A 26758-nucleotide genomic window follows, 5' to 3' on the forward strand; every position below is an offset into this window, starting at 1 on the left:
ACTCACTATTAGTTATAGTTACTTTTTTACCCTGTAATCTGTTTGTAGTAGAATAATTCAGAAAGCTTGGCAGCAATTTATACAATTTATTTAAGAGGTGATAAAAATGAAAAAAAAAGGCATACATAAATTTTTGACACGCAAACATATGCTACCCCGTGACTATGAAATCTTTCACTTTTTAAATACTGATCTTCCCTTTCTATATTTACATCATCATGATTTTTATGAGTTTTTTATATATCTCTCTGGAGATGTGACCTATTTAATTGAAGGCAAATCTTATAATCTACAATTCGGAGACATTATATTAATTAATACAAGCGAACTTCACCAAGCAGTCGTTAATAGCATAAAGATTCCCTATGAGCGTATCGTGCTTTGGATAAACAAATCCTTTCTGCAAGGATTATCAACTCCAGAAATCGATCTTACCCTATGCTTTGAAAGCGTAGCAAAAAAAAATGTAATAAGAGTTGATATTGAAAATCAACAAAACATAAAGACACTGCTCAATAAACTGCTGAGTCTAGAAAACTACAAAGGTCTCGGCAAGAACTTGCTCTATAAGGCTTATATTATAGAGATTGCCATATACTTAAACAATCTTGTTTTTAACGATAAATCTCACTTAGATATTACTGTACAGAAGAACCACATAATTGAAGGAATAATTGAGTATATTAATAATCATCTCGATGAAGACATTACCATTGATGCGCTTTCTAGAGAGTTTTATCTTAGTAAATTCCATCTGTCTAGGGAATTTTCTAAGCATACAGGTACTACCATTCACAGGTATATTGTACAGAAAAAGTTAATTGTCGCAAAAGAGCTAATTCTTAAAGACTATCCAATAAATAGCGTTTACAAACAATCAGGTTTTGGTGATTATTCAAATTTCTTCAGAGCTTTTAAGAATGAATACGGTGTTACTCCTAAGCAATTTTATAATATAATGGCAGCATTAAAATTAAATAAATCACCATGATTTTTTATTCAATAAATATGAAAAGAACCAGATGCCGGGTCTGCCACAGTCATTTCTGTAAAGCCAAGAGAAGACCTCCTCATTTGGAGATGCTTATAAGTAGAAAATTTCTTTAGAAAGTTCATTAATCACTAGATTAACTGCATCGCAAGCTGAGAGTTTGGTTAATGATTTATTGGAACATAGTATCCATTTCGGCTTTGTCCCAATATTCATCTTTTTATTATCCAATTTTTTCCCCAGCTTTCTCTCATAAATTATTCTTCCAAAGGCTACAAAGCCTGCATGAGTGCACAATACAATAAACAAACCATACGCTATTTCAGTCATAGTTTTTGACCAATCCGTACAAAAACTTTAGCTCCCTTGTTTCTTTCCTCACCAGCAAAAAGAATTGCCCAATCTACAAAGATTGGACAGGATTCTTTTCGCTACTATAAATGATACGGTTCTCCTCGATTAATCTTAAACGTCTATCTAGTACCTAACGTCATTCTAACCTCAACTCAACCTTCCTTTTCTACCTCATCTATTCGGTCGTCCATTAATGCTTTAAGAAAAATCAGAAAGGTTTTTTCATCATACACTTGGTCGACTAATAAATGTAAAGGTATGCTTTCGGACATAGAGGGTAACCTCCGATGTAATTCTTCTTTTATTTATTTGCTATCATAATTAGCATCATTTGGTTCAAAATAATCTTTAAATCCACCCCACGCCAATCACGGATACAAGTTATTCCAAAGTTATCTGCTAATCCACCTCCTCCTTCATCAACTTTTATCGCTACTTTCAAAGCCTCGTCAGAGAAGCATAAAGACTAGGTGCGCATAAATCACCTTTCTCTCTCCACATAAAGCGTTTTTCGCGAAGACAAGTCTTTATTGGTGTAGCCATACACATTAGTCCTCCAAAAGATCATTAAAATTTTTTTGTAACTTTGCCATATCCAATAATTCGAGAAACTTCAAACTTATTTATCATTAGTAGCCCGTCCATCGCCACTAATGGGTATTACCTCACCAAGAAAGGTCGGTTCGGCTTTAATGACTTGCGTCATAAAGAAAGCCTTGTTTCTCGCTAAAATTTCTCTCACTTGATCCCATCGTGTGAGTGGATGGGGGTAATAGTAATCTGATCTAACTCCATATGCTTCCAATCCTAGTTCCCTGGCGATAAAAGCGGCCCTCATTAGATGATACTGCTGAGTTATGATAATTACTTTTTTTACCTTAAAGATATCCCGTGCACGATAGAGACTTTCGTAAGTGGTAAAACCGGCATGATCCATAAATACATTCTCCGCTGATACATTTCTATCCGTGAGGAATTTCTTCATGGCATTGACTTCGTCGTAGTTATCTTGACCATGGTCGCCGCTGACAATAATTTTATCTGATTTGCCTTTTTCATAGAGTTCGTAACCAGCGTTTAATCGGTTTCCTAGAGCATCAGATAGGCTACCGTCTGGGAGAACGTATGCTCCTAGAATAAGAATGACATCCGCTTTCGGTACGTCATCCGGGCCGACAATATATTTTGACCCCATCCTGGAGACATACTCGCTAACAGCAAAGGAGCATAGGCATAAAAATACCATTAGTACTATAAATTGCTTTGTCCATATGTAAAGTGTACCAGTTACCGTCCTGTGCAGCTCTTGTTGCTTCATAGTTCCCCCTTTGTCTTTTCTGTCCCATACATATCGTCCTGGGACTGGGATTACATTTATCTATCTATTTCCTTGTTAAGTGCCTCAACAACATGTTTTTCTCCATCAGTTAGTAAACTTTCATTATGTACCATCGTTCTAACGAAAGCATTGTTTTTAAAAGCAGACTTAATATTCATTATCATCATTTCCCCCGCTTCTTCTAAAGCCAGCTCTCCGTTATTGTCTAATACATGACACAAAACAGCTTCTTCTTGATCCCCATTATGTGTAAATAAAAGAGTAAAGATAGGACGCATATATTCAGAATCCTTTTCTGAAAAAGAATCAGTTATTAGTACTGAATATTCTTTCGATATATTCGGTTCAGTTAAGTTATTTCCCCTGATAAAAATTACTAACATTAAGATTATTATCAATGCAATTATACTTGGTATCATAAATATTTCACCTTTTTCAAATAAACATCTATCTTTCTTTCTATCAAATCAGGCTATCACGGAATGGATTAGCAAAATCCAGTTCTCTTTCCTCGAACAGTTTCTCGGTCTGATCTAAGCCATACTGTTTTTTGTAATCAAGTTCGCTTTCGGTAATCGGGATCAACCATAAAAATTGAACTGTTTTAGTTTCCAAATCTAGTAGTTCAAGCTCTTCTCCATCTAAATAAGGCAGGCTCAGCATCCCGCGAGTACATAGCGAGCCTTCTATCCATGATTTTCCTAAATTTAAGGTGTGCCCGAAGCGCAAAACAGCACCCGAATGGTAGTAATGCGCCAAAGCGGTAAGCAATTCAATGTTATCTATATGCTGAATCTCAGAAAACATATGTATTTCAATCGGCCTTGTGTCTCCCGGCTGAGACATGCCACAGGTAGCATAAGTCCACATTTCACGGTCATCGTGAGGTGGGAACTCCAAAATATGAAATCCAGGTGGTAGCTCGTTAACTGGACCGTCCGTCCAATATCGCTTACTCCCCTGAGATCTCCAAACCTGCTCGTAGTGTGCTGTTATCTTAAGCAAATAATTATTCATAGGGTAATCACCATCCTCTAATTTAAATTTTGCATGAATTAAGTTCAGTTAGCGAGCCATAGTATTGTTTCTATCACAACCACCAACTTCCTTATGATCATTTTATTTTATTAAGAAAGTCTATAAATCAGCAAATTCACTTTCTATTTCACTCAAAACCTGTGAATAGTGACGAATTCCTCTTATTTCATCATAGGACAACGCCTTAGATACTACTGGAAATTCATCTATAAAATTAAGATCTTCTTTCTCTGATAGTCCAAACTTAGCAAGTGCTTCTATTAGACCTTTTTTATTTGTAGTCCACACCTTGAAATATTTAAAACTGCTTATATATATTTCATTTAGTGAAATATCATCATAATGAGCCATTCCAAATGTGAGAAAGCCATCATTTGATAACTCAAATTTATATCTATACAAGATATCAAAAATCCTTTGCTTTTGAGTAAACTCACTTAACATTGGCTTTTCATCTTTAAATCCTACTATCCCATAAGCTATATCAGCAATTAGTATATTTGACAAACTTACAAACAAATCCCAGATGTTATCAGCATTTACATTAATCTCAGCATAATATGTAAACTTTTCATCCTTTACTTCTCTTAGTACATAACCCTCAACAATATTCGCTGAGTTTCTATTTTTAGTTATCTCCTCTATGTCGTCTTTGTTAGGAATTTCATCAAACTCCGGTATTTTAATACCTAAAGGTAGTTTGTAAATGCTCATAGTTACATCTCCCACTTTGTTAAATTAATGTATCGTTAAGTAGTTACACTTAGCATAATACAAAACACCGATTGAAACCTCTACTTAAAGGTATAGCTAAGTATGGATATTTGCTTTACAACTTAAATGATGATAAGACTTATGTTAGAATATAAAAAAGAGAGGCCACCGGATTTTTACGTCCGGTGACCTCTCTTCTAATCTAATGCTAATAATTTATATTTCATCTCATTTTCAAAATAAACGCTTGCTTCAATCACATAAATTCCTTTTATCTTCCAATATGGTTCTATTTTACAAATTTCCTCCTTTTTTACTGTAGTTTTGATAGCATCAACTACACCTTTAAATATAGTAGTTGCTCCATCTTGATTTTCAGAATAAGCAAACATCATTACTTGTGCGTAATATTACCATCTAAAGATACATTATGCGAGCCATCCCTAGTCGCCCAACCTAATTGATTCTTACCTGTATTAGAAAGTTGTACATCCCATATGGCTGACCTTTGATTCTTCGTGGTATAGTCATCTGTATCCAGCTTGCTGGTAAAGGTCCTTATTGTGGGACTAATGAGTCCAAGTCGTTTTAGGTAATTACTGATTCAATCAGACGGTTGTAGAATCACTTTAGATTAATTGTTAATAGTAATTTATTGCCTATATTGAGTGTTACTAGAGCGCCCTGAGATGAAAACGAGGTTAGTGGATTTTACGTCCGCTGACCTCGTTTTTCCTATTGCTGATTTTAGTTTCAATAATGAATCTTTAATCATATCCGCCTGATTTGATAACCACTTTTCATTAGACTAAATAACTTTTTTCTTCTTCAGTTAGTTTTGATTCTAAAAATATCTTTAAACTAGAAATATTGTTAAATATATAAGTCGGATTAACCTTTCTCAGTTCTTCCAAGTCAACATGATCTGACCATGATGCTGATAGACAAGTTACACCAACCTCTCTACAGGCCGTTACATCAGAAAGTGCATCGCCTATATAATAAAATTCATCATTCTTAATAGAGTACCGTTTTATCAACTTTGAAATAGATTCTGCTTTATTATGACTTATTTCATCTCCTACCATTATCTCACTAAAATAATTATCCATACCCGACTTTTTTAAAGAGATATCGCAGCTTCTTTGACCCTTTCCTGTAATTAATACTACAATAATGTCTTTATCTTTCAAGTACTTAATTAAATCACATATCCCCGGAAAAGGTTCCTTACAGCTATCATACATTTTCTCATAATAAAAATAAAAATCCTGAAGAGCTGGCTTCCAATTGCCTTTTACCACTGCTTTAACCATTCCGGCCTCGTTGAGTCCAAAAGTTTGGACAATCTCATGATTAGTTAAGTCATGTCCTGCATAAGGTGATACCGATTTTTTAAAAACCTCAATACACATAGGAATTGTGTCCGCTATTGTTCCGTCAAAATCAAATGCTACGATTTTAATCATATTTGCAAGCTCCATTAATTTTTCGAATTACTCGGCATGGACTTCCAACTGCAACACAATCTTCAGGAATATCTTTTGTTACAACACTACCTGCACCTATAACACTGCCACGTCCTATATTGACTCCGGGCAAAATAATGACGCCACCTCCAATCCAACAACCATCACCGATAGTAACAGGAAGTGCATAGGTACGGCAAAAATATTCTCCGCTTCCCGGATTCCAATCCGACGTTAATCGTTCTGCCAGTTCTACCGGATGAGTTACTGTATAAATTTGTACATTAGATGCAATCAGAACATTATTGCCTATAGTGATTTTGTTACAATCCACAAAAGTACAATTCATATTAACAGATACATTGTTCCCCAAATGAATATTGCAGCCGTAATCACAGATAAATGGCGAGCCTACAGATACATTAGTACCTATACTACAAAAAAGGCTCTGCAGAATTTCTCTTTTTTCTCCCTTACAATCATATGGAAGGCTATTATATTTTGATAATAATGCTCTGGTTGTCTTTTTAAACTCTAAAAAAACTTCATCGTGGCAGTTATAAATTTCTCCAGCCATACACTTTTCCAATTCTGTTTTCATTTTTTATCTCCTTTAATCATTACATTTAACAATAGTATAAAAAGCATCTTGTTACATAACTAGTAACAAGATGTTTCAAAATTCATATTCTCCTTGCTAATGCTTCTATCAGAAACAATACAGGCACCTGGGTTGTGGCATTATATCCACCATTAACTATATGCATATTCATATTGTAGGAGATGTTCCAGTCTGATACTTTTGCAATTGTGGAATTAGCTTGATTAGTTATGCTCAAAATATTACACTTATTAGTTTTGAATCGGTCAATTAAATTAACAATCTCTTTTGTTTCTCCTGAAACCGAGAGTACAACTATCACTGTAGGACTCACCATATCTTTTATAATTGGGTAATAAGCATCTTCTAAGCCTATTGAAAACTTACCCAAATTAGAGAAATATCTTGCTCCATATCTCGCCAATGTACCCGAGGAACCCCCTCCTATAAATATAACTGTTTCCGCTTTTCTAATAAAATCCGCACCTTGCTCTATTTTCTGTTCAAAGGAATTAGTGTTAGTTCTCTTAAAGTAATCCAATAGCTCAACTAAATCATTTTGAGGCGGCATTTCCTTGATTTGATATAAATATTTCTTAAGTCTTTCTTTAAATTCCGTATATCCATCACAGTTCAATTTATTACAAAATCTAAGGATTGTTGATGTCGATACATGCATCATCTCACTCAATTCCCGAATAGTCATATAAGGAATTTTTTCCTCGTTATCAACAATAAACTTATATATCTGAATTTCAGTTTCATTAAATTTTTGAATATTATCATACGAAAACATTGTAGCCTCCAATAAACATCTATTTGTAACACAGCAGGAGTTGTTTTTTTATACAAATACAAGCTAATTTATTAATAAATAGCTTTGCAGGAAGTAGGTAAAAAGAAAGAATATCATCACGATTAATTCAATTGGGTATGATAAATATCATATTATAGAAGGTAACGAACTGAAAATTATGCTTGATGAAATCATTACGCCAAAGTTACAAGAATTTCATTTATCGTGGCGAGGAGATTACTATTGAACTGGTACTAGTGTTAATGGAATAAGAACATTATTGCATTATTATCTTTTAAAAGGACCTCATGTAGTGCTGAAATGGGGTACGGCCTTTGACTTTATACCTCTTCCTCAGGGGAAAAAAATTATATATCAAAAAACGGAAAAAGCAGCAAAATTACAGTTATTTGAAGCACCAATCGGTTATACCTCATCATTTTATGGCGTAGCAATGAAGGATGGTAACAGAACGGCAAGCCCTTATGGCATAAATGAAATCCAAAAGTATTTGTTGCAAGCTTTTGAAGGAGAATCCGATAATACATTTCAACAGTTCCTTCATCATAATCACAAACGATTTTTGCGACTTTTGCATCATGAAGGTTTAGTCGTTAGACCTCTTCTTTTTCTTTTTTACTAATAACAATCATTATTTATCATCACCTTATCTCTTGTTTGCGGTTAATGTTATACATATAAATACGAAAACCACGGGTAATTAAACTTGCGTTTTAAAATTTCTACAAGAATCCATTTTCCCCTTTAATTCTACAAACATGAATGCCAATATTGTAATATCATGGTAAAATATTCTAAGAATCATTTTCGTTTGCTTTTTTACTTAATAATTAGGAGGTCTATAATGATCGAGATTAATCTTACATCGTTAAGTGTTTTATTGAGTTCAATATATATATGGCTTTTGAACAGTTTTCTTAACTCAATATTAGCAAGAAGAATAGGAGATTCTAAAAAAATAGCATTCTTTATCCCATTCTATGGTTATTACCGATTTGGAACTCTGATAGGTATACATCCGATATGGGTAATTATGGCACTGTCCTTATCTGGGGCCTCTCCTTTTTTATTTTGGTCTTTTTTACCTTATAAGCACATAGTTGTATTGGCTGCGATACTCGCAGATGCAATAATAGTTGGTCTCTCAGCCCTTAAACTCTCAAAATCAAAATGGATGTACATGGGAGTTAGTCTCCTACTTGAATTAACAAGTGAAATATTATTAGCACCTTTTATAGCTAGTTTATTAGTTAGCTCCCAATTACCAAGCTCATTTTTTCATTATATTTTACCGTTATTGTCCACATTCGTACAGATTCCTAAAATCGTACTAGTGCTATCTACCTCAAAAACTAAAAAAGTAAACGAATTTGATAAAGTTAGCATATAGCTGAACTAGGTGGAATAATGAAAGCAACTATTAATCAAGAATTGTTTATACAAAACATCTCCCCTCCCCCTATTCCTGCTACTAATGGCGTATCCATACTAATTGCTGATGGCATCTTATCAGTTGCTAGTTTTGGAGAAGGTGTTATGGGGAGAATCCCAGCTTATGTATTGAGAGATGGCCAGATGTTTTTGAATGCAAATCAATGGAGTAAAGTAGTTTCTTCAATAGAAAACAGTAAAGACTTATATACTGATCTAAAGATTTAGCTTAAAAGCGGATTCCCCTTAAACTTTTAGAATGGTACTATATACATAAGCGGTGGATCCGCTTTTTTCTTTAATCAATAATCGAACATATGTACTGATGATATTTTGTAAAATAATATAAATCTAAGTAATAAAGAGGGTGATTTTTATGCGGACTAGTGACAATATGAATATTGCCATCTATGTTCGTGTTTGACCAGTCAGTATTGACGATCAGGCCGACAAAGGTACAATTGAAAACCAAATCGAATTTGCAACAAAATACTGCGATCTTCATCAATTAAATATCGTGAGCAAGAATTGCTGTTAATTACTTCTTCCCTCTCTCAAAAGGATACAGAGAAACAATCGATCCTCAATTTATAAAGAAAGCAACTTATAACTAGTAAATACGCGGAAGAGCAACTCTCTAAGATTGCCTTTGAGCGATCGGCTCTTGAAGGCCGGCAGAAAGAATTAAAAAACGCCCTCATTACGACCAATGATGAAGTGAGCCGTAAAAAGGACGTTATTATACTCTTAGGTAAATTAAAAGAAAAACTCTCAGATAATATTACATATGAAACTAAACGAAGTATTATTAAGCAACTTGTACGTGAGGTAGTTGTTTGCACCACACATTCCGATGATAGAGATGCGCCGAAGGTAAAACTTCTCGTAAAGTTTGTTTTCGCCCAGGTTGTGAACCACACGGACAAGCGTGAAAATCACAACCTCGGTGAGATAATGCTTATGAGGTAAGGTTTTCATCCCTACAGTGTCAATAATTTTTCCTTCTATCTGGCTTAAATGGGCTGCAGCAATCCCAACTTTTGCAACAAGAGTTGGGATTAACCAACCTTTTTGCATACGAGACCATCTGATACGCTCAGCTGGAGTGCTTCCAACTTTCATTTCTTCCTGGTCAATTTCCCATATGAATATCTTACGCTAATCAGCTCTAATTACATAGCACTGGACACCATCATATACATAACCACTATTTCCTCTACCAAGCTCATCAAAATTTGTGGTATAGAAGTGATTACCTATTGAACTCTTATAATATCGGTACAATGGCTTTATCTTCGGATGATGTGCGGCATCAACGCTTAGTCTTTTCTCCTTAAAAATTAAATCATCTTATCTGATGAAAAATTACGAATACTACCTACAAGCTAATAGTGTAATAATCGAACTAGTAGCAGTATACAGCACTAGTATTCCAGCAAAAATTACAATAGGATGACTACACCATTCTTTTTCTTTTATATTATCACGTTCGTAACCATCTGAACCGTCACTATTAACGCTCATGTATTATCCCCTCCTTCTTTTAGAATATATAATACAGGAAAAATATGACAATATAATGACAGCAAAAAAGTCGTCCACCATTATGTAGATGACTTTACTATTATTTACCCTTTTAAAGTACTCTCTGGAGCTATAAATAAAAACCAATAGTAGCATTAGACACAGCACTATTCCGCTCTTTAAATGGACAGGCTGTGTCTTTATGTATAAAGAAGAAGGAATTGTCATGAAGCGTTTACAAAAAGTCTATTTACAGCTGTTCCTGGTCTTATGTGTTGCGGTCAGTCTTACTTCTATCTTTCCTACCCTCTCTCATCAGGCAGCAATCCCTGTTCAAATTGCTCATTTAGATGATTGTGCTATTGATGCTATTGCACCGTCTACTCCACAATCTGAGGGTGCATATGTGGCTAACTCTAATACTGGTAAGTTCCATTATGCTGGCTGTAGGTACGTGAATATGATGTCACCAAGTCACAAGGTATTTTATGATAATAGGGATGAGGCTATTAATGCGGGGTTTGTGCCTTGTAAGGTTTGTAGGCCGTAAGTTGATAATTGCTTTTAACAGGAAAGACACAGCACTGCTCCACTAATGGATAGGCTGTGTCTTTATGTATCAACTAGAAGTATTTATAAAAGGTTTATCTACTACTATTCTTAGTACTATTTGTTGCTCCCATATGCTGTTACTTTATTTTTGGTTTCTTTGCTAATATAAAGTGCCTTATCGGCAAAATCCAGTAATTTCTCTATAGAATCCGTATCTTCAGGACAAATTGCAATACCTATACTTACTGTACAGCCGTTTAATGCCTTTTCACTCTCCAAACGAATTTCTTCTGCAAAGGACATTAACGTCTCATAGGAGATATTCCTCAAGATAATCGCGAATTCATCTCCGCCAAACCGGAACACAGATTGATCTTCTACGATTAATTGCAATATTACGGTAAGTTTCTTTAATATGTCATCCCCTGCTAAATGACCATATGTATCATTCAACCACTTAAAGTTATCAATATCCAGTAGCATAATTCCTAGAGTTTCTAATGAGTGAGATTCTACTTCACTAGTAAGCGCCCCTAACAGGTTATCAAAAGCCCTCCGGTTATAAGCTCCAGTTAACCCATCAAGGTCGGCCATCCCTTCTAATGCAGCATGGACATCTTCTAGTTTTATAATTGTGTTGTTATATACTTGAATTATTTCATCAAATTCAGTAGCATAATCATAAGAAGCAATTTGCTTATATTCTCCTTTTTTTACAGAGCTAAACGCCTCAATTAATCTATCTATCGGCTTTGTATACTGTCGCACTGTGTATGTACCAAATGCAACAATTACAAAAATAGCCAACAATGATATCGTTAGAATTTCGTAAATCATCATATTCCGAGTTTGCATTATCTCGGTAGTAGGTGTATTTACAGTAACAATCCAGTCTAATTCAGAAACCTTGCTAAATCCAATATAACGATCGAATCCAGAAAAATCCTTCATGACTCCCGAACCTGTCGTCCCCTGCAACTTATCAACAATCACATTTTTCTTTCCGATACGTTCCTTATTTGGATGATAAACTATATTTCCTTGTCTGTCTGAAATAGCAATGTATCCGCCCCGACCAAATGATTTATTGTCAAACATGGATGCCAGAATATCTCCGTGCAATTGAACTACCCCGACAACTACTCCTTCAATATTACCGCTTTCAATAATAGGAATCGCGATTGAAATAACTTTACGGCCACTGGGACTCGTATATACGTCACTTATGTACGTTTTACCCTGAATCGCTTGTTGAAAGTAATATCTTTGTGACAAATTCAAACCAGAAACATTACGAGTAGTTCCACTGGCAAGTGAGATATCGCCTTGTTTATCAAGGATTGCAATCACATCTACTTCAGGAATGATCGTAGCAATCTCATTAAGAAGTTCCTGATTCTTCCTAATTTTAGGATCCGAGGCAATAATTCTTAATGAATTCTCAATTCTTTTAAAATATGTTAAAAGCTGTGAACTACTATTGTTCGCGGCCTTTTCATTAATTGCCAATAATAAAGAATCAGTAGCAGCAAGAAAAAATCTATCAAAAACAATAAATTGAATACAGCTACTAATAATAATCAAAGTACCGAATAATAGCGTAAATTTGTGTAAAAAACGCATTTAATCACTCCAATTTAAAGATATTTTCACCTAAATTATATAAAGATCGACTATTTATAACAACTATCTCTTGTTTACAAGGATCAAGTCTAAAATTTTTGTAAAAATACACTGATGTCATTTATCTCTGCTATTCTACAATTAAAATACCATATTTTGCAATAATTGTTTACAAAAAAAGACACAGTACTATTCCACTAATGGACGGGCTGTGTCGAGCGAACAAAAAAAGCAAGGTTCAGAATCTCTGAATCCTTGCCACTACTATATTCGATTGGTGCGCCCGGAGCCCTCATAAGAAACGGTTTAAAACAAATTAGTATCTCATATTTTTATTTCGAAGAAAGAGGCAATAATAGATTAATCATTTCTTTAAAATTTGTATCGATTGCATAATCAAGAGCACTTTTATTATAATAGTTATCTCTAATTGTAGTATCTGAACCAGCCTGCAACAAAAGTTTAGCTACCGCTAGTTTAGCAGGACTGATATCCGGCAACCAACCATTTTCGTGTTTAGCTACTATCATAAGCGGCGTAGTTCCGTAATTATTTGCTTGATTTACATTTGCACCCTTCGATATTAACAACTGAACTATCATTATTTTCGGTTCGGAGGTAGCAGCAGCCATAATTGGAGTATTTCCATTTTCGCTAGTACCATTAATATCGGCACCGGCTTCTAATAAAACCCGAACAGTTTTAATATCAGTATTTAAAACTGCCTGAATAAGTGGAGTTACTTTTTCCGACATATTAATAAATTGATAGTTACAGTTAGCTCCGTTTAAAATAAGAAAATGAACCATGTCAGAATTTTTATTTTGAACAGCTATACTGAGCGGTGAAGTACATATATCGGGCATATAATTTATATTGGCTCCATTTGAAAGAGCAGTTTTCACCATATTAACATCGTTATTTCTAACACTATTTATTAATAAAACATCCATTGAACTAGCAAATATACTTGTTATATTTAACAATAATATCACGATTATAAGAAACATTAATTTAATATAATTAGCCACAATTACCCACTCCTTAATAATTCAAATTTATCCTCTTACTAATTTATACATAATTCTCCATATATAGTAAAATACCTGCAAATTTCCAGATTAAAATTAAAAAGGTGCATTATAATGCACGACTCCGTCAACTTATGATCCTTTTTCCGAAATAAGCTATTCCTCACGTCTGATTACTTCTCTAACTGATCTCCCCAAACAAAAGCTACAGTAATACCCCTATATAACTTCAGTCAATTGGAGGAACAACATGAACACACTAAAGGCAATTACAGAGAGAAGAAGTATTCGAGAATTTCAGAATAAATCAATACCACAAGAAACTATAGAAGCAATCCTGGAACTAACGATGAAAGCACCTTCAGGAAAGAATCGTCAGCCATGGCGATTTGTTGTATTGCAAGACAAAAGAAAAGATGAATTAGTTAACATCATGACTAACGTTACTAATCATCGAAAGCTACAAGGCTTAGATATGGGAAGTTGTGAAGGAAGCATTCATGCGATGAATCAGGCATCCGTAGTAATTCTAGTGTTCAATGCCTTCTCTAACTTTGAAAAAGATTATAATCACTACAGGCTACTAACTGATACTCAATCAATCGGCGCAGCTATTCAAACAATGATTTTAGCAGCACAAGATTTTGGTCTTGGTACCCTTTGGATTTGTGATATTTTTTACTCTGAGCGTGAAATATGTTCTTGGTTAAATCGCGATGATGAACTTGTTGCAGCGTTGGCTATCGGTTATGCTAATCAATCGCCTAATCCTCGGCCGCGTCAGTCATGGAGAGATGTTACGGAGTGGGAGAATTTATAGGCTTGTAGTTCTCACTTTGAGCATTAGTCTGTGATAATTAATTAGGTAGGTGAATGATATATATCCACGTTTAAAAGAAGTAATGAATGATAAATTTACGAACTGGCAAGAGAAGCTTCAAGATAATGAATGGTATTTCCATGATTGTCGCAAGGAAATAACCTGCAATCTAAAACCATCAGCAGCTTATAATTTAATACCAAAGGTAATTGATCTAATCCTTGAACAGAATGAAGTTTTTATAATTACTGAATGCTTTCAGCTTTTGTTAGAAGTATATAGTGTTTCTAATACGACAGAAATACACCCTTATTTACTAAAAAACATGAAAAGTCTCTCTTACCACGTTGAAGCAACTGGAGAATATGGGAAAAGCAAGGTGGCTGAACTTAAAAGCTGGCTTCGTTTAGAAAATTGAACTATAGTAAATGATAAAAGCCACAGTACTAATCCTCTAATGGATAGGCTGTGGCTTATTTGTTTTATTACTTGAAGATTGAGCTTTTCATGATTGAACTACCTTCTTCTCCCCCGGTTGTGGCGTGAGGCTAATAGCTTGCATGGCAACTGTTGCTTGACGAAAATATTTGCCAGACTGAATATGATAATGATCTTGGTAGATATGTTCTGGAGGAAGGGATCGTGGAGCTGGTTGGGCATAGGAAGTAATGAGCTACTGCCCCCTTATATAAACTTAAAAACATGCATTAACTTAAAAATGTAACATCTAATGGATTTCTATCTACTAATCGCTTATAACTATACTTAGGATATCCAACCATAACCGCAGCTGTTATCTTTTTTCCTTCTGGAATATTGAATAATTTAAGCATCGGTGAATTCTCAATAGATGCACAATACTCAAAAATTCCAGCCCAACAGGATCCAAGTCCTAGTGAAGGAGCATATAATTCTAGATAAGTCAAATATGAAACAGAGTTATCTCTGGCACTTCGAAGATCTTTATCTGCAATAGTTATGATTAAGTTAGGAGCACCACGGAAAATTGAATCAACTCCATCTTCCCTGTAACTTCTGATAGCTTCTTCTACTAGATACCTTAATGGGGAATTTTCTATCATCTGAATAGAACTTTCAGTAGCTTTTTCAATTAATTGTTTATTTTCAACTACCACAAAGGATATACCTTGACTATTTCCTGCAGTAGGAGCTAGCCTTGCAATATCAATTAATTTTGTTAATTTTTCTCTTGATACTGACTCGTCTTTATAATTTCTTATGGAACGACGTGATCTTAAAAAATGCTCTGCCTGCTGTGCATTTAACTTAGGAAAATCTTTTGTATCAACTTGTTGTATTAAAGGTGTTTTTTTATTATCTATAGCGGCATTAGGGCATATAGCAACACAATGTCCGCAGGCAATGCAAGTGGTGTTTGCTATTTCTTCCGGTCCCTTTTTTCCCATCTTTAGAACATCTACTGGACATTCTTTAATACAAAGTTCGCATTTAATACATTTCTCTTCATTTACAGTTATAAGTTTTATTTTAATCAATTCCTTTCAGAATAGTTTTTTATAAATTTAATTTGGTTATTAGATTATACGTGTGCACCAATGCACTCATATGCTAAAATAAAAAGTCTTAATGCCTTTTTATTCAATAAATTAGGTTTTTATTTTTGTATAATTTCTTTTAAGTTTTATCATCCTCAGTTATTTTACGAATCACCATACAAGGATTTCCCGCTGCGATTACTCCAGATATCTTTTTTACACATCATACAAATAATCTCTTTGTGCCTGTTCTTTCTCTGTCATAACTACCTACTTTAACTACTAAATATTATTGCCCATCTCTTCTGCAAGTACAAGAGCTCTAGTAGATAATATATCTCCTTTACTGTTAACACCTGGAACAACCAAATGACCTCTATCTGACCATTTTTGATAGTAGGCAATCTGTTTATATGTGCTAATAATACCGCTAAATACAGATTCATCATCATCTGCTCCACAAACCAGAAGCATACTTTCCTTTATATTTAGCTTCTTCTCTCCAATTATAAATGAATAAGTTTTGTCTATGACTGCCTTAAGCTGAGTCGGAAATGAAAACCAATAAAGTGGTGTTATAAAAATGATTGCATCTGCGTTTTCTATAAGAGGAGCAATGCTATTAAAATCGTCATCAAATGAACAAGGCTTTCCTTTACTGTAACAAGTATCACAGGCTTTACACCCCATAATATTTTTTTTGCCAACTTCACATTTAACTACTTCGTGTCCTGCTTTGTTTGCTCCTTTTATAAACGCATCCGCCAATAAATCGCTATTTCCCCCAATTCTTGGACTACCAGTTAATACTAGAATATTCTTTTTCATAGTTCTCATTCTTCCTTTCTTAATTATATCGTTGACACTACTCAAAGTATAATTTATGATATGATATCAGTAAAGTACGTACATTGAGGTTATGTACTAACCTAAAGGGAAGTGTAAAAGTGTCAATTGAAAATTGCAGTCTAACTGGTGTAAATATAAACAATACTGATTTTGGATATACGTTATCACTTATAAACGGTAAATATAAAATGATTATCATGTATTGGCTTGCTGAATATAAGTCAGTTATGAGGTTCAATGAACTCCAACGTTCTATTGGCACAATTTCCTTCAAAACTTTAAGTAAAACACTTAAAGAAATGGAAGATGACCAATTAATAATACGCGAAGAATACCCTCAAATCCCACCAAAAGTCGAATATAGTTTATCAGAACGTGGAAAATCACTCATACCTATCTTAGATATGATGTGTACTTGGGGTGGTAAAAATCGTCTATAAAGCATTTTAGCTTTACGTTGTGTTTTCTTACTAGCATGATAAGAAGCCCTTGACCATATTTCCCTTTTAAATTTTGCCATTTTGTCTACATACAAATTGCCATTATTTTAGTGACTTCACTGGCATTTTGTGTTTTAAATACGTAGTCAATTAGTAAGTTTTGACTATAATTCATATCTAATGTTAATGTCATTATGTAAGTTAGGAAAGTTCTCATCTATATATTTAAGCAATTTATCTTTCATTTGCGTCCTCCATTGTAGAATAAACGTTCTACTGATTGATTCCACCGCTTTCTTTAACTGGCTTACGTATGCAATTTGGCAATAATTCGTTCAGCAATCAATAAACAGTCTTTTTCGCTCCGTTTAAACATATCGTCAAAACACCGTACAAAAATTTGATAGATTCCTCTTCCTAGTTCTTGTGTACTATTTATCTCCTGAAGTAGGTTTACGATTTTAAGAATTTCCAACTTATACTCATCTCTTGGAGCAAGGGGTAAGAGGTTTATCGGGTCCCATTCATTAATAACTTCTTCCACGAGCTTGTATGTATTCATATATACGCCTTCCATTTTAACTATTTTCCTTTATATATATTTTCACGTCTATTTTAGAATCAAATCAATATTATCATGGCTTTGAATTATCTGAATAATTAATTCAAATAATGTATTACCATTCTTTCGTTTAGCGAATTCTAACAGAGAGTTTATTTTATCAATATTTGTAGGATGGCATCTGATTAACATTTCTTCATAATGTTTAATAGTAGCATCATATCCTAAATCCTTTTTACTTTTTTCAGCATTTTCCCATGTTATAATAATTGGTTCCCCGTATTCATGTATACCGAAACCTCCGTGTAATAAATCATTTAAAGCATCGAAATTATGTCCTGTTTTCCACGTCAACTCTTTTGTAAATTTTTTGTCAATTTCAAGATAGAATCCCTCAACATCATTGAACTTGCTTCCATCTATAACAATTTCCTTTTTCTTCATATATGCCTCCCGATAAGCTCGATTCCAAGTACTACCTCTAACTGTTTATTTAACATTAGCCAAATAGTAAATATATCCTGCAAATAAAAAACCAGCATCGTCAAAATGCTGGTTTTTTCTCATATAACTATGAATAAATTAGTTCCATCAGCCGACATGGCACCAATGAGATGTATCTGTATAACCTTTTTATCAGCAACGTAAATAAAGTTTTATTTACGGGTTGTACACCGTTATGACTTCTTTATTTTTGAATCTTGATCGCCAGTTCTCGATTGTCAACGGCAATCCGTTAAAGCGCTTGGAGTTGGTAAAATATCTGACCTTGTCGCCTTGGATAACGCCAGCCCACATTTCTCCGTCCGCAGTCCTCATAATAATTCCTTCCATGCATGTAAACAATCCTCTTACTCCTCCCATATACACCGACGCACCGACCTGATCAAGGTCCTTTTCTTCATAGACCAGATGGAAAGATCCTAGAAAAGATCGGTAATAATCTCCGACCAATGCTTTAAAGGCTATCTCCTCAGAGGAATCATGGAAAACATTGTGCTCAACGAGGGTCGGCAGAACAAGAACCACCTCCCCTTTCTGATATTCGCCTAAGTATACAACCCCCATGCCGGCATCTATATTACCTTTTTGTTCAATAATTAATTTATCATCTCTAAGATAAAATTTCAGTGTCCCTTCCTTGGTTGCGTAAACTGCGTCACCTTCGATAAGCTGCGCTCGTGCAGGTCCCTGACTGAAAAATCCTATCATTCCCGTGTGGCCTCCGCTCGCTGCAGATAATTTAAAATCAAATCCTGTCTCGCTGACATTCCATATTTTGAGCATTGCGGGACTAAAGTAATCCTTGGCCCGACTCCATTTTCCCGTCCAAGCTGTCGGCGCTTTTCTTTCCAGTTTGAATTCGTATTGTGCGGTTTTCTCTGAATTAAACCATTGTCCTTCGACTCTTCCGTCGTTCAGAAATGCGCCTTTAAATACACCAGTCTCCTTTATACCATCAAACTCCCTTAGAATAAACTCCTTTTCGCCGGTCATTTCTCCTTTCAACTCGAGCATTGCTTGCTGCGAGTTATAGCGATATTCACCCTTCAATTGATCGCCATTTCTTTCAAGCAACAAAGTAATTTTAAGATTTCCGTCTATGGTTCCGTCATATTCTTGTAGACCTTCCAGCTGGTCTAAGGGATCGGCATAAGCAATATTAGTTATCAAAAAAAACACTAAAAATAAAATTCCAAGTGTACGCATAGATCATTCTCCTATTCACTCAAATTTACGATAAACAAAATTCATTGGAAAAACGATGCAATTGTCATACTTCTTATTCTACCTAAGATTAACAAAAACCTCCAGTTGAGAATCATGTACCATCTGTCACGAATACCACAATCATCACAAGAACAACCCGAGGCCTTATATCTAAGGCTTCGGGTTTACTATTTACTCCGCGTTCTGATGCGCCATCCCATTGGCCCTGGATTCTTCTGCTATTGCCTGTTCACCGCGTTTAATAGCTTCTCTAACTTCCCCTGTAGTAACATCGCTCCAATGGCACGTACTATACCCTACACTTAAAAAGACAGGTTTACTTTCTTGTTTTGCTTTTTCGAAGGCTTCGTCTTCCCACGGATACCAGTCTACCGGATTATGGGCATGTGAAGAAGATAAGTGTTCATGGTCAAATCGCAGCGATGAACTTGTTGCAGCAGTAGCCATCAGTTATGCCAATCAATCGCCTAATGCCCGACAGCGCCAGCCATGGAGAGATGTTACAGAGTGGGAGATTTTATAGTTTGTAGTTTCATTGCCTCTAACCAATATTACTTAAAGAAGACACAGCTCTGTCCACTAATGGATATGCTGTGTCTTTTAGTTTGATAAAATTGTTTATTGCCTTAAATAGAGCCACATTAAAAAAGCTGTCTTTATCAACAGCTTTTAAATTAAAAGATTGATTTTTTCTTTCGTCCAAATACCTGCTCTGCAAGATTACTCGGTGATTTTATATAATCATGTAATCGGGACTTGAATTTTTCTACAGTCTTATTCGCGGTATAATCATCCGTAAGAGAGTTTGCAATAGCTAAGGCAGCTAAATCAACTTTATCTGTGCGAGGAAAAGTGGTGCTTGTAAAAATGGTTAAGTTGTCATTGTAATATTCATACAAATACTCTTCAACTATAGGTTCAATATTAGCACTATCTACTTCAAATAAATCCATAGATTTAAATAAATCCCATTGATAGAGATTGATCCCCTTTTTACCACGGACCTCAAATAAGTCGAGATAAATAAGGCAACGTTCAGGAAAAATAGGCTCATTTACAACTGTTCCTAGTCTTATGTGTTGCGGTCAGTCTTACTTCTATCTTTCCTACCCCTGCTCTATCTCATCAGGCAGCAATCCCTGTTCAAATTGCTCATTTAGATGAGTGTGCTATTGATGCTATTGCACCAGCTATTCCACACTCTGAGGGCGCATATGTGGCTAACTCGAATACAGGTAAGTTTCATTATGCTGGCTGTAGGTACGTGAACATGATGTCTCAAAATCACAAGGTATTTTATGATAGTAGGGATGAGGCCATTAATGCGGGGTTTGTGCCTTGTAAGGTTTGTAGGCCGTAAAGTTGATAATGTTTTTAATAGGAAAGACACAGCTCTATTCCACTAATGGATAGGCTGTGTCTTTCTTATTATTTTTTGCGGTTACCAATGAAACGATTCTGCGTATCGGGCCAAACGGCGAAATTCATTTTAAGTTTAATAAGTCATTATAAATTAATTCTAATCTCATTGATTCATTTCAACTCATCGGAACCGTCCCCTCGATACCTTATAATCACATTGAGAATTCAGTTAAACCAACGACTCAACAAGCAATTAGTATACTGCCAGTTGAGTCGCTAATATATCTATAGGCAAACGACGCTAGATCAGGACGAAAGATATCGAAGCCATCGCATAGCGATTTCGTTCTTCGCAAGAACACCCATCTTTAAAGTAAACGTCATTCCTCAGCCAATTTTTTTACTCCATGAGCGAGCGTTCGTTCGAGGCATCGTATTTTAGATTGTCGCTTTTGATCCTGTTTCCCCACTTCTTTGAAAATGCCACCAGTTCTTGTCTTTCAAGATGGGCTGTCAGCGATTCTTGATCTTGCCAACGCTCGGCGATCAGCATGCGTCCAGCACGCGCATCTTCCAAAGCAATGGAATAAAAGAGGCATCCCTTTTCAGCTCTCGTGCTGGAAGCGATGGTCTGAATGTCTGCAGTGAATTCATTTACATCAGACGGATTCAGGTGAAGGAAACCCATAAGTATAATCATTTTTGTTTATCCTCCTTGCTTAATTAAATTGGCAAACTTCCTCAAAGCTCATTCGCGATTCTCGCGCGTCAGCTCGTGGAACGCGTCGCAAAGTTTTGCGACACCCGTGGGGAGAAAGAGCACGCCCACGAGGGGGACGATGATCATTCGAGGTGTCTTCCTCATGCGACAGTGAGCACGATCTTGCCTTGGATGTGCCCACGGGCGGCTCGTTCGTGCGCCTTGCGAGCGTCGGCAAGCGGATAGGTGCTGTCCAAAACGACGCGGATTGTCCCGTCATCAAGCAAGCGCCCGACTTCCGTCAACTGAGCCCCGCTCGAACGGACTTGGGTTGCCGAGACCGTGACGCCCAGTTTCTCGGCATCATCGGCACCGGAGAAACCTAAGGGGAACACTGGGAACAATGCACCGCCACGCTTCAGCGTGCGCAGGAAACGACCGGTGGTCGGACCGCCGAGGGCGTCGATGACAAGATCAATGTCATGCGCAACGTCCTCGGGAGGATTTTTGGTGTAATCTATGAATTCGTCGGCACCGAGTCCGCGCAGAAGTGACTCATGCTCGCCCGATGCCACGGCGATGACGTACGCACCTTTCAGTTTCGCAATTTGCACCGCGAAGTGCCCCACGCCGCCTGCGGCTCCGTTTACGAGGACGGTCTTGCCCTCAAGCGGCACCGGCTCATGCATGTTCGGCTGAAGCGGGTTCGCTTCATTGTGCCCCAGCTCAATCATGAACTGCCACGCGGTGAGGAGCGACATCGGCGCTCCGGCAGCATGCACGTGATCGATGCCCGTCGGCTTGAGTGCAACTTCCGACGCTGGCACGCTGACGTACTCGGCATAGGCCTTGCTGTCCCCGAACATGCCGCTCGGAAAGCGAACCATCGAATACACTTCGTCTCCGACGGAGAAGTCCTTAACATCGTCGGCGACCGCCTCGACAACGCCCGAAATGTCTGTTCCCAGAATAACGGGGAAAGCCACCTGCGGCTGCCATTCGGGAGGAAGTGCCTTATAGCCGTCGCGCAGGTACCAGTCGGGAGGATTGATGCCAACCGCGTGAACGCGAACGAGCACCTCACCCAGCTTCAGCTCGGGAAGCGGCACCTCCTCATAACGAAGCACCTCAGGACCACCGAACTCATGCAGCCGAATCGCCTTCATAGTGTTTGTCGACATCTCTTTTTCCTTTTGACTTGTCATAATCATCACATTTCCCCCTATTTTTTTAGTTGTTGCACTAACACAGCCATATTGCCAAGTATTTGGAAGGTCTCGATCCCCTCTTGATCGTTTTGGACATCGCCGGGATTAATCGCTAGCGTCATATTCAAATAGCTTGACGTCGACATGACCATTTCAGCAATACAAAAAAGAAGTTAATAGCATCCTCTCTTAAAAAATTCTCCTAAAACGACCATCTGCGTTGTGGATAACAAATGAAATCAGAACGCTGCATCTGGTATTTTTTAGGCAGACTATAAAAACCAAATAAAGTATTTTCCTTTAAGGCCGTATCTGCTATAATAATAACCAATAAGCCGCTTGATGACAAGTACGTACTTTTTTGTACTATAGCATCCTTTTGTATACTATTAAAGATGCAAAGCGTCTTTGAAGTTTGAGGAAAGCAAGTAACGTTTCGGCAATGTAAGAAAAGCCTGCACACCAAAAACCAGCCCGAAATGTTATGCTTTCTTATATCCGAAAAAGATGGAAGTATTTAATATGAACCATATTTGACTATGCGAACAGCTTAAATGGCGGGTTTCTCCTAGGGGGGCCAGAGGGACGGGGTCGTCGACATAAAATTCACTTCAAAGAATGTCACATCCCCGTCCTTTAACTTCCCTAACATGAGCTATCTTTATCATAACTTCTTCCCCTTTCCACATACCAATATTTAGATTGCTATATTAAACTTTTGATAATTCATGCGACCTTTCCAATGGCATGGCAAAGACCCATCAACCAATTCGGTCGATGGGTCTTTTTGTAAGAAATACTTCTGCAAGTTTTCATTAAATGACAAGACAATCTTATCTATTTTCCTTCTGTCAGGGTAATTTCACTCACTGCTGGGTGTAGCTTACTTTATATATTTGCAGGGCAATGAGGGCAATCACCCTATAGACGAACAAGAATAAAAGAGATCAACAACGCATCCTACAAAAGTTGTAGTCATTTTCAACTCTTAGAGATGATACGGTTCTCCCTAATTAATCTTAAACGGCTGATTTAAGCTTTGTAGTCTTATGTGTTGCGGCCAATTTTCCTCCATATTTCCCACCCTGCCCTCTCTCATCAGGCAGCAATCCCTATTCAAATTGCTCATTTGGATGATTGTGCTATTGATGCTATTGCACCGGCTATTCCACACTCAGAAGGTGCATATGTGGCTAACTCGAATACAGGTAAGTTTCATTATGCTGGCTGTAGGTACGTGAATATGATGTCATCAAATCATAAGGTGTTTTACGATAGTAGAGATGAGGCCATTAATGCGGGGTTTGTGCCTTGTAAGGTTTGTAGGCCGTAAGTTGATAATTGCTTTTAATAGGAAAGACACAGCTCTGATCCACTAGTGGATAGGCTGTGTCTTTCTTATAGTTTTCGCCGTTATCAGTGATACGGTTCTCTGTATCGGGTATAACGGCGATTCATTGATCCCAAATTCCCATGAATATCTGCGTATTACTAGCCTACCAAAATTTTTATTACATCGTCCATTGGAAGAACATTAGCAAAACGTTTATTCCAAATCTTATAATTATAAAACTCATAAAGTTTCTCACCAGATAGATACTCGTTATCAAAAGTTGAATTTGTTTCTTTTGGAATAATTATTTTGTACCCATAATCAAAGGCACTTTTTAAAGTAGTGTCAATACAATATTCTGTTTGCAGTCCCACCAGTATAATGGTATCTATATCTTTACTTTCTAAATAATCTCTTAGCCCAGTTTTATGGAAAGAACTATTATACTCCTTTTCAACGATAAATTCACTATTATTAGGTGCTATTTCATTATAAATCTGCCACCCATTAGTCCCTTTCTCAAGGTCGGTACCCTTTCCATCATCATGGCGTACATATATAACTTCCTTCTGATTATCTCTTGCACTTAAAATGAGTTTTTTAATATTTTCAATTACTCTCTGTCCATTATGAGGATGTGCCTTAATCAAGGCATTTTGAACATCTACCACCAACAAAACAATATTACTCATAACCATTCTTCCTTTCGCTTATAAATGCAATTAATCTTTATTATTATTTCAGATTAGCAAACATCATTTGTAGCTGCGTTAACCTTGATAATCTTTTAAGCAATAAAGCTCTTTTTTTATTGTGACAAAAAAAGTCCCCAACTGTCATCTTATTCCATTCATCAAACACATAAGAACTCCTGCCAAATTATAAAATATTTAGCAGGAGTTCTACTTTTTTCACCATTACCAATGATACGGTTCTGCGTATCGGGTCAAACGGCGAATTTGTAATTCGATGCATCCAATTGTTGATCGCTTTTTGTTGCCATCAGGATACTTGTACACTAAATTTCGGGGAATATAATACTTATCCGCGTGAATAGGTGATATCCACTGGCTTATTGCATGGTAATTAATCATATGACCGCATTTTGGGCTAACGACTAATATATCTGCATCATTAAGCCAATCAGCAGGAACATTCTCTTTAAAAGTACCTGCATTCATATGTTCAAAAAAACTAAGACCACCTCCATATTTGGGGCCATTGGAAGCTCAATCACCGAAAGATGCTAAATGATACGTATGTGAGCAGCGTAATATCGCTACCCTCTTCTTACTCTCTGAACTTACTAACAACTTCCTGCGCCATATTAGCTAAAGCTTCACTAGGACAGTTAGGAACGTCCCTAACTGTCCTTCATTCTTTCCAGTATTTTTTTCTTATCATTTTCAGTTATTTTGCGAATTACCTTGCAGAGATTTCCCTCTGCAATTACTCTAAAAGGATATCTCTATTCACTACACTTCTAGCCCCAATTACAACCTCGTCACCAATCGTCACTCCTGGTAAAATCACTACATGCCCACCAATCCATACGTTGCTGTTCTTTCTTCAAGCAAAGCCGCATCATTATTTTCATCGTATAAATAACCCTTTTATACCTTTTCTTTCTCGGTCATAACTATCTTCTTTAGCCACTAAATATATTTCAATTTAGATAGTATGCCCCATTTTTTCTGCAAGAATAAGATATTCAGTAGATAAAATATCACCCTTATTGAGTACACCAGGAACAATCAGATGACCTCTATCTGTCCATTTTTGATAACAGGCAATCTGTTTATATGTGCTAATAATACCGTTAAATACAGATTCATCATCATCTCCTCCACAAGCCAGAAGCATACTTTCCTTTATATTTAGCTTCTTCTCTCCAATTATAAATGAATAATGTTTGTCTATGACTGCCTTAAGCTGAGTCGAAAATGAAAACCCATAAAGTGGTGTTATAAAAATGATTGCATCTGCCTTTTCTATAAGAGGAGCAATGCTATTAAAATCGTCATCAAATGAACAAGGCTTTCCTTTACTGTAGCAAGTATCACAGGCTTTACACCCCATAATTTTTTTTTTACCAGCTTCACATTTAACTACTTCGTGTCCTGCTTTGTTCGCTCCTTTTATAAACGCATCGGCCAATAAATCGCTATTTCCCCCAATTCTTGGACTACCAGTTAATACTAGAATATTCTTTTTCATAGTTCTCATTCTTCCTTTCTTAATTATATCATTGACACTACTCAGAGTATAATTTATAATATGACATTAGTAAAGTACGTACATTGAGGTTATGTACTAACCAAAAGGGAAGTGTAAAAGTGTCAATTGAAAATTGCAGTCTAACTGGTATAAATATAAACAATACTGATTTTGGATATACGTTATCACTTATAAACGGTAAATATAAAATGATTATTATGTATTGGCTCGCTGAATATAAATCAGTTATGCGGTTCAATGAACTTCACCGTGCTATTGGTACCATTTCCTTCAAAACATTAAGTAAAACACTTAAAGAACTGGAAGAGGATCAACTAATATTACGCAAGGAACACCCCCAGATTCCACCAAAAGTAGAATACAGTTTGTCGGAACGTGGAAAATCACTCATTCCAATCTTAGATGTGATGTGTACCTGGGGAGGCAAAAATCGTCTATAAACATTTCTCTGCAGTTGATAGTTTATTTTAAGCTCACAAATCGGTTTATTTCTAATAAAAGAAGCAACAGCCAT

Annotated in this window: 40 protein-coding genes; 11 read left to right on the forward strand and 29 right to left on the reverse strand. The window is 36.3% G+C overall.

The features are described from left to right. The first annotated feature begins 106 nt into the window (after nt 1-106). Nucleotides 107-991: an AraC family transcriptional regulator gene (locus QSJ81_RS11405; RefSeq protein WP_285717513.1), complete on the forward strand. Its 885-nt coding sequence runs from the start codon at nt 107-109 to the stop codon at nt 989-991. 655 nt (nt 992-1646) lie between these two features. On the opposite strand, the gene QSJ81_RS11410 is transcribed toward QSJ81_RS11405, so the two are convergent. The 10 genes from QSJ81_RS11410 to QSJ81_RS11450 all read right to left on the reverse strand — a co-directional run bounded on the left by QSJ81_RS11410 (nt 1647) and on the right by QSJ81_RS11450 (nt 7302). Next, nucleotides 1647-1787: a hypothetical protein gene (locus QSJ81_RS11410; protein ID WP_285717514.1), complete on the reverse strand. Its 141-nt coding sequence runs from the start codon at nt 1785-1787 to the stop codon at nt 1647-1649. Nucleotides 1788-1964: 177 nt separating this feature from the next. Then, nucleotides 1965-2663: a SanA/YdcF family protein gene (locus QSJ81_RS11415; protein ID WP_285717515.1), complete on the reverse strand. Its 699-nt coding sequence runs from the start codon at nt 2661-2663 to the stop codon at nt 1965-1967. A 56-nt stretch (nt 2664-2719) separates the two neighbouring features. Next, nucleotides 2720-3103 (reverse strand): hypothetical protein, encoded by a 384-nt coding sequence (locus QSJ81_RS11420; protein WP_285717516.1) that lies wholly within the window; start codon nt 3101-3103, stop codon nt 2720-2722. A 43-nt stretch (nt 3104-3146) separates the two neighbouring features. Then, a complete protein-coding gene (locus QSJ81_RS11425; RefSeq protein WP_285717517.1) occupies nt 3147-3701 on the reverse strand; it encodes a suppressor of fused domain protein in 555 nt (184 codons plus the stop codon). Nucleotides 3702-3821: 120 nt separating this feature from the next. Further along, on the reverse strand, nt 3822-4436 hold the full coding sequence (locus QSJ81_RS11430; RefSeq protein WP_285717518.1) for a hypothetical protein: 615 nt from the start codon (nt 4434-4436) through the stop codon (nt 3822-3824). A gap of 197 nt (nt 4437-4633) precedes the next feature. After that, on the reverse strand, nt 4634-4831 hold the full coding sequence (locus QSJ81_RS11435; RefSeq protein ID WP_285717519.1) for a hypothetical protein: 198 nt from the start codon (nt 4829-4831) through the stop codon (nt 4634-4636). Further along, nucleotides 4831-5040, reverse strand: coding sequence for a polymorphic toxin type 17 domain-containing protein (locus QSJ81_RS25705; protein WP_352230889.1), 210 nt, complete (start codon nt 5038-5040; stop codon nt 4831-4833). The genes QSJ81_RS11435 and QSJ81_RS25705 overlap by 1 nt, the downstream gene beginning before the upstream one ends. A 199-nt stretch (nt 5041-5239) precedes the next feature. Continuing rightward, nucleotides 5240-5905 (reverse strand): HAD family hydrolase, encoded by a 666-nt coding sequence (locus QSJ81_RS11440; protein WP_285717520.1) that lies wholly within the window; start codon nt 5903-5905, stop codon nt 5240-5242. Next, nucleotides 5898-6506: a sugar O-acetyltransferase gene (locus QSJ81_RS11445; RefSeq protein WP_285717521.1), complete on the reverse strand. Its 609-nt coding sequence runs from the start codon at nt 6504-6506 to the stop codon at nt 5898-5900. The genes QSJ81_RS11440 and QSJ81_RS11445 overlap by 8 nt, the downstream gene beginning before the upstream one ends. 82 nt (nt 6507-6588) lie before the next feature. Then, nucleotides 6589-7302, reverse strand: coding sequence for a MurR/RpiR family transcriptional regulator (locus QSJ81_RS11450; RefSeq protein WP_285717522.1), 714 nt, complete (start codon nt 7300-7302; stop codon nt 6589-6591). A 313-nt stretch (nt 7303-7615) separates the two neighbouring features. Here QSJ81_RS11450 and QSJ81_RS11455 point away from each other — a divergent pair, with 313 nt between their 5' ends. From QSJ81_RS11455 to QSJ81_RS11465, 3 genes are all read left to right on the forward strand, one after another. Beyond that, nucleotides 7616-7945: a hypothetical protein gene (locus QSJ81_RS11455; protein WP_285717523.1), complete on the forward strand. Its 330-nt coding sequence runs from the start codon at nt 7616-7618 to the stop codon at nt 7943-7945. Nucleotides 7946-8167: 222 nt separating this feature from the next. Further along, entirely contained in the window at nt 8168-8713 is a 546-nt protein-coding gene (locus QSJ81_RS11460) for a hypothetical protein (RefSeq protein WP_285717524.1), read from the forward strand. 17 nt (nt 8714-8730) lie between these two features. Then, nucleotides 8731-8982: a hypothetical protein gene (locus QSJ81_RS11465; RefSeq protein WP_285717525.1), complete on the forward strand. Its 252-nt coding sequence runs from the start codon at nt 8731-8733 to the stop codon at nt 8980-8982. Between the two features lie 543 nt (nt 8983-9525). Here the strand turns inward: QSJ81_RS11465 and QSJ81_RS11470 are convergent. From QSJ81_RS11470 to QSJ81_RS11475, 3 genes are all read right to left on the reverse strand, one after another. Continuing rightward, nucleotides 9526-9831, reverse strand: coding sequence for a hypothetical protein (locus tag QSJ81_RS11470; RefSeq protein WP_285717526.1), 306 nt, complete (start codon nt 9829-9831; stop codon nt 9526-9528). A gap of 81 nt (nt 9832-9912) precedes the next feature. Beyond that, nucleotides 9913-10095 carry a hypothetical protein gene (locus tag QSJ81_RS25710; protein ID WP_502929650.1) on the reverse strand — a complete coding sequence of 61 codons (183 nt, stop codon included), beginning with the start codon at nt 10093-10095 and terminating at the stop codon, nt 9913-9915. A gap of 33 nt (nt 10096-10128) precedes the next feature. After that, on the reverse strand, nt 10129-10278 hold the full coding sequence (locus QSJ81_RS11475) for a hypothetical protein (RefSeq protein ID WP_285717527.1): 150 nt from the start codon (nt 10276-10278) through the stop codon (nt 10129-10131). Nucleotides 10279-10504: 226 nt separating this feature from the next. On the opposite strand from QSJ81_RS11475, the gene QSJ81_RS11480 reads away from it, so the two are divergent. After that, a complete protein-coding gene (locus tag QSJ81_RS11480) occupies nt 10505-10828 on the forward strand; it encodes an Ada metal-binding domain-containing protein (RefSeq protein WP_285717528.1) in 324 nt (107 codons plus the stop codon). 116 nt (nt 10829-10944) lie between these two features. On the opposite strand, the gene QSJ81_RS11485 is transcribed toward QSJ81_RS11480, so the two are convergent. Both QSJ81_RS11485 and QSJ81_RS11490 read right to left on the reverse strand, forming a co-directional pair. Beyond that, complete coding sequence (locus QSJ81_RS11485) at nt 10945-12453, reverse strand: sensor domain-containing diguanylate cyclase (RefSeq protein ID WP_285717529.1); 1509 nt, start codon at nt 12451-12453, stop codon at nt 10945-10947. Nucleotides 12454-12785: 332 nt separating this feature from the next. Further along, the gene (locus QSJ81_RS11490) at nt 12786-13484 is read right to left on the reverse strand and encodes an ankyrin repeat domain-containing protein (RefSeq protein WP_285717530.1); all 699 of its coding nucleotides are present in this window, start codon (nt 13482-13484) and stop codon (nt 12786-12788) included. A 250-nt stretch (nt 13485-13734) separates the two neighbouring features. On the opposite strand from QSJ81_RS11490, the gene QSJ81_RS11495 reads away from it, so the two are divergent. Both QSJ81_RS11495 and QSJ81_RS11500 read left to right on the forward strand, forming a co-directional pair. After that, a complete protein-coding gene (locus QSJ81_RS11495; RefSeq protein WP_285717531.1) occupies nt 13735-14304 on the forward strand; it encodes a nitroreductase family protein in 570 nt (189 codons plus the stop codon). A 49-nt stretch (nt 14305-14353) separates the two neighbouring features. Then, complete coding sequence (locus QSJ81_RS11500) at nt 14354-14722, forward strand: hypothetical protein (protein WP_285717532.1); 369 nt, start codon at nt 14354-14356, stop codon at nt 14720-14722. Nucleotides 14723-15011: 289 nt separating this feature from the next. Here the strand turns inward: QSJ81_RS11500 and QSJ81_RS11505 are convergent, their stop codons facing one another. After that, complete coding sequence (locus tag QSJ81_RS11505; RefSeq protein ID WP_285717768.1) at nt 15012-15812, reverse strand: nitroreductase family protein; 801 nt, start codon at nt 15810-15812, stop codon at nt 15012-15014. 291 nt (nt 15813-16103) lie between these two features. Continuing rightward, nucleotides 16104-16649, reverse strand: coding sequence for a flavodoxin family protein (locus tag QSJ81_RS11510; protein ID WP_285717533.1), 546 nt, complete (start codon nt 16647-16649; stop codon nt 16104-16106). 119 nt (nt 16650-16768) lie between these two features. Here QSJ81_RS11510 and QSJ81_RS11515 point away from each other — a divergent pair, with 119 nt between their 5' ends. Beyond that, complete coding sequence (locus QSJ81_RS11515) at nt 16769-17110, forward strand: winged helix-turn-helix transcriptional regulator (protein WP_285717534.1); 342 nt, start codon at nt 16769-16771, stop codon at nt 17108-17110. 307 nt (nt 17111-17417) lie between these two features. On the opposite strand, the gene QSJ81_RS11520 is transcribed toward QSJ81_RS11515, so the two are convergent. From QSJ81_RS11520 to QSJ81_RS11540, 5 genes are all read right to left on the reverse strand, one after another. Beyond that, nucleotides 17418-17672: a DUF1871 family protein gene (locus QSJ81_RS11520; protein ID WP_285717535.1), complete on the reverse strand. Its 255-nt coding sequence runs from the start codon at nt 17670-17672 to the stop codon at nt 17418-17420. A gap of 48 nt (nt 17673-17720) precedes the next feature. Continuing rightward, the gene (locus QSJ81_RS11525; protein WP_285717536.1) at nt 17721-18116 is read right to left on the reverse strand and encodes a barstar family protein; all 396 of its coding nucleotides are present in this window, start codon (nt 18114-18116) and stop codon (nt 17721-17723) included. 216 nt (nt 18117-18332) lie between these two features. Beyond that, nucleotides 18333-19382, reverse strand: coding sequence for a hypothetical protein (locus tag QSJ81_RS11530; RefSeq protein ID WP_285717537.1), 1050 nt, complete (start codon nt 19380-19382; stop codon nt 18333-18335). Between the two features lie 192 nt (nt 19383-19574). Continuing rightward, the gene (locus QSJ81_RS11535; protein WP_285717538.1) at nt 19575-19850 is read right to left on the reverse strand and encodes a DUF255 domain-containing protein; all 276 of its coding nucleotides are present in this window, start codon (nt 19848-19850) and stop codon (nt 19575-19577) included. Between the two features lie 227 nt (nt 19851-20077). Continuing rightward, nucleotides 20078-20356, reverse strand: a complete 279-nt coding sequence (locus QSJ81_RS11540; RefSeq protein ID WP_285717539.1) for a hypothetical protein — start codon at nt 20354-20356, stop codon at nt 20078-20080. Nucleotides 20357-20619: 263 nt separating this feature from the next. Here QSJ81_RS11540 and QSJ81_RS25715 point away from each other — a divergent pair, with 263 nt between their 5' ends. Next, complete coding sequence (locus QSJ81_RS25715) at nt 20620-20763, forward strand: Ada metal-binding domain-containing protein (RefSeq protein WP_352230882.1); 144 nt, start codon at nt 20620-20622, stop codon at nt 20761-20763. Nucleotides 20764-21165: 402 nt separating this feature from the next. On the opposite strand, the gene QSJ81_RS11545 is transcribed toward QSJ81_RS25715, so the two are convergent. After that, nucleotides 21166-21465, reverse strand: coding sequence for a putative quinol monooxygenase (locus tag QSJ81_RS11545; RefSeq protein ID WP_285717540.1), 300 nt, complete (start codon nt 21463-21465; stop codon nt 21166-21168). Nucleotides 21466-21626: 161 nt separating this feature from the next. Then, complete coding sequence (locus QSJ81_RS11550) at nt 21627-22676, reverse strand: NADP-dependent oxidoreductase (RefSeq protein ID WP_285717541.1); 1050 nt, start codon at nt 22674-22676, stop codon at nt 21627-21629. Between the two features lie 1048 nt (nt 22677-23724). On the opposite strand from QSJ81_RS11550, the gene QSJ81_RS11555 reads away from it, so the two are divergent. Continuing rightward, nucleotides 23725-24006 (forward strand): Ada metal-binding domain-containing protein, encoded by a 282-nt coding sequence (locus tag QSJ81_RS11555; protein ID WP_285717542.1) that lies wholly within the window; start codon nt 23725-23727, stop codon nt 24004-24006. Nucleotides 24007-24164: 158 nt separating this feature from the next. Here the strand turns inward: QSJ81_RS11555 and QSJ81_RS11560 are convergent, their stop codons facing one another. The 5 genes from QSJ81_RS11560 to QSJ81_RS11575 all read right to left on the reverse strand — a co-directional run bounded on the left by QSJ81_RS11560 (nt 24165) and on the right by QSJ81_RS11575 (nt 26223). Next, nucleotides 24165-24698, reverse strand: a complete 534-nt coding sequence (locus QSJ81_RS11560; protein ID WP_285717543.1) for a cysteine hydrolase family protein — start codon at nt 24696-24698, stop codon at nt 24165-24167. Between the two features lie 43 nt (nt 24699-24741). Continuing rightward, on the reverse strand, nt 24742-24867 hold the full coding sequence (locus QSJ81_RS11565; protein ID WP_285717544.1) for a hypothetical protein: 126 nt from the start codon (nt 24865-24867) through the stop codon (nt 24742-24744). Between the two features lie 56 nt (nt 24868-24923). Then, on the reverse strand, nt 24924-25187 hold the full coding sequence (locus tag QSJ81_RS11570) for a hypothetical protein (RefSeq protein ID WP_285717545.1): 264 nt from the start codon (nt 25185-25187) through the stop codon (nt 24924-24926). Nucleotides 25188-25455: 268 nt separating this feature from the next. Then, complete coding sequence (locus QSJ81_RS25720; protein WP_352230890.1) at nt 25456-25539, reverse strand: hypothetical protein; 84 nt, start codon at nt 25537-25539, stop codon at nt 25456-25458. Nucleotides 25540-25677: 138 nt separating this feature from the next. Further along, nucleotides 25678-26223, reverse strand: coding sequence for a flavodoxin family protein (locus QSJ81_RS11575; RefSeq protein WP_285717546.1), 546 nt, complete (start codon nt 26221-26223; stop codon nt 25678-25680). Between the two features lie 119 nt (nt 26224-26342). Here QSJ81_RS11575 and QSJ81_RS11580 point away from each other — a divergent pair, with 119 nt between their 5' ends. Beyond that, a complete protein-coding gene (locus tag QSJ81_RS11580) occupies nt 26343-26684 on the forward strand; it encodes a winged helix-turn-helix transcriptional regulator (RefSeq protein ID WP_285717547.1) in 342 nt (113 codons plus the stop codon). The last annotated feature ends 74 nt before the right edge of the window (nt 26685-26758 follow it).

This window comes from Pelosinus sp. IPA-1, assembly GCF_030269905.1.
Taxonomy (GTDB): Bacteria; Bacillota; Negativicutes; order DSM-13327; family DSM-13327; genus Pelosinus.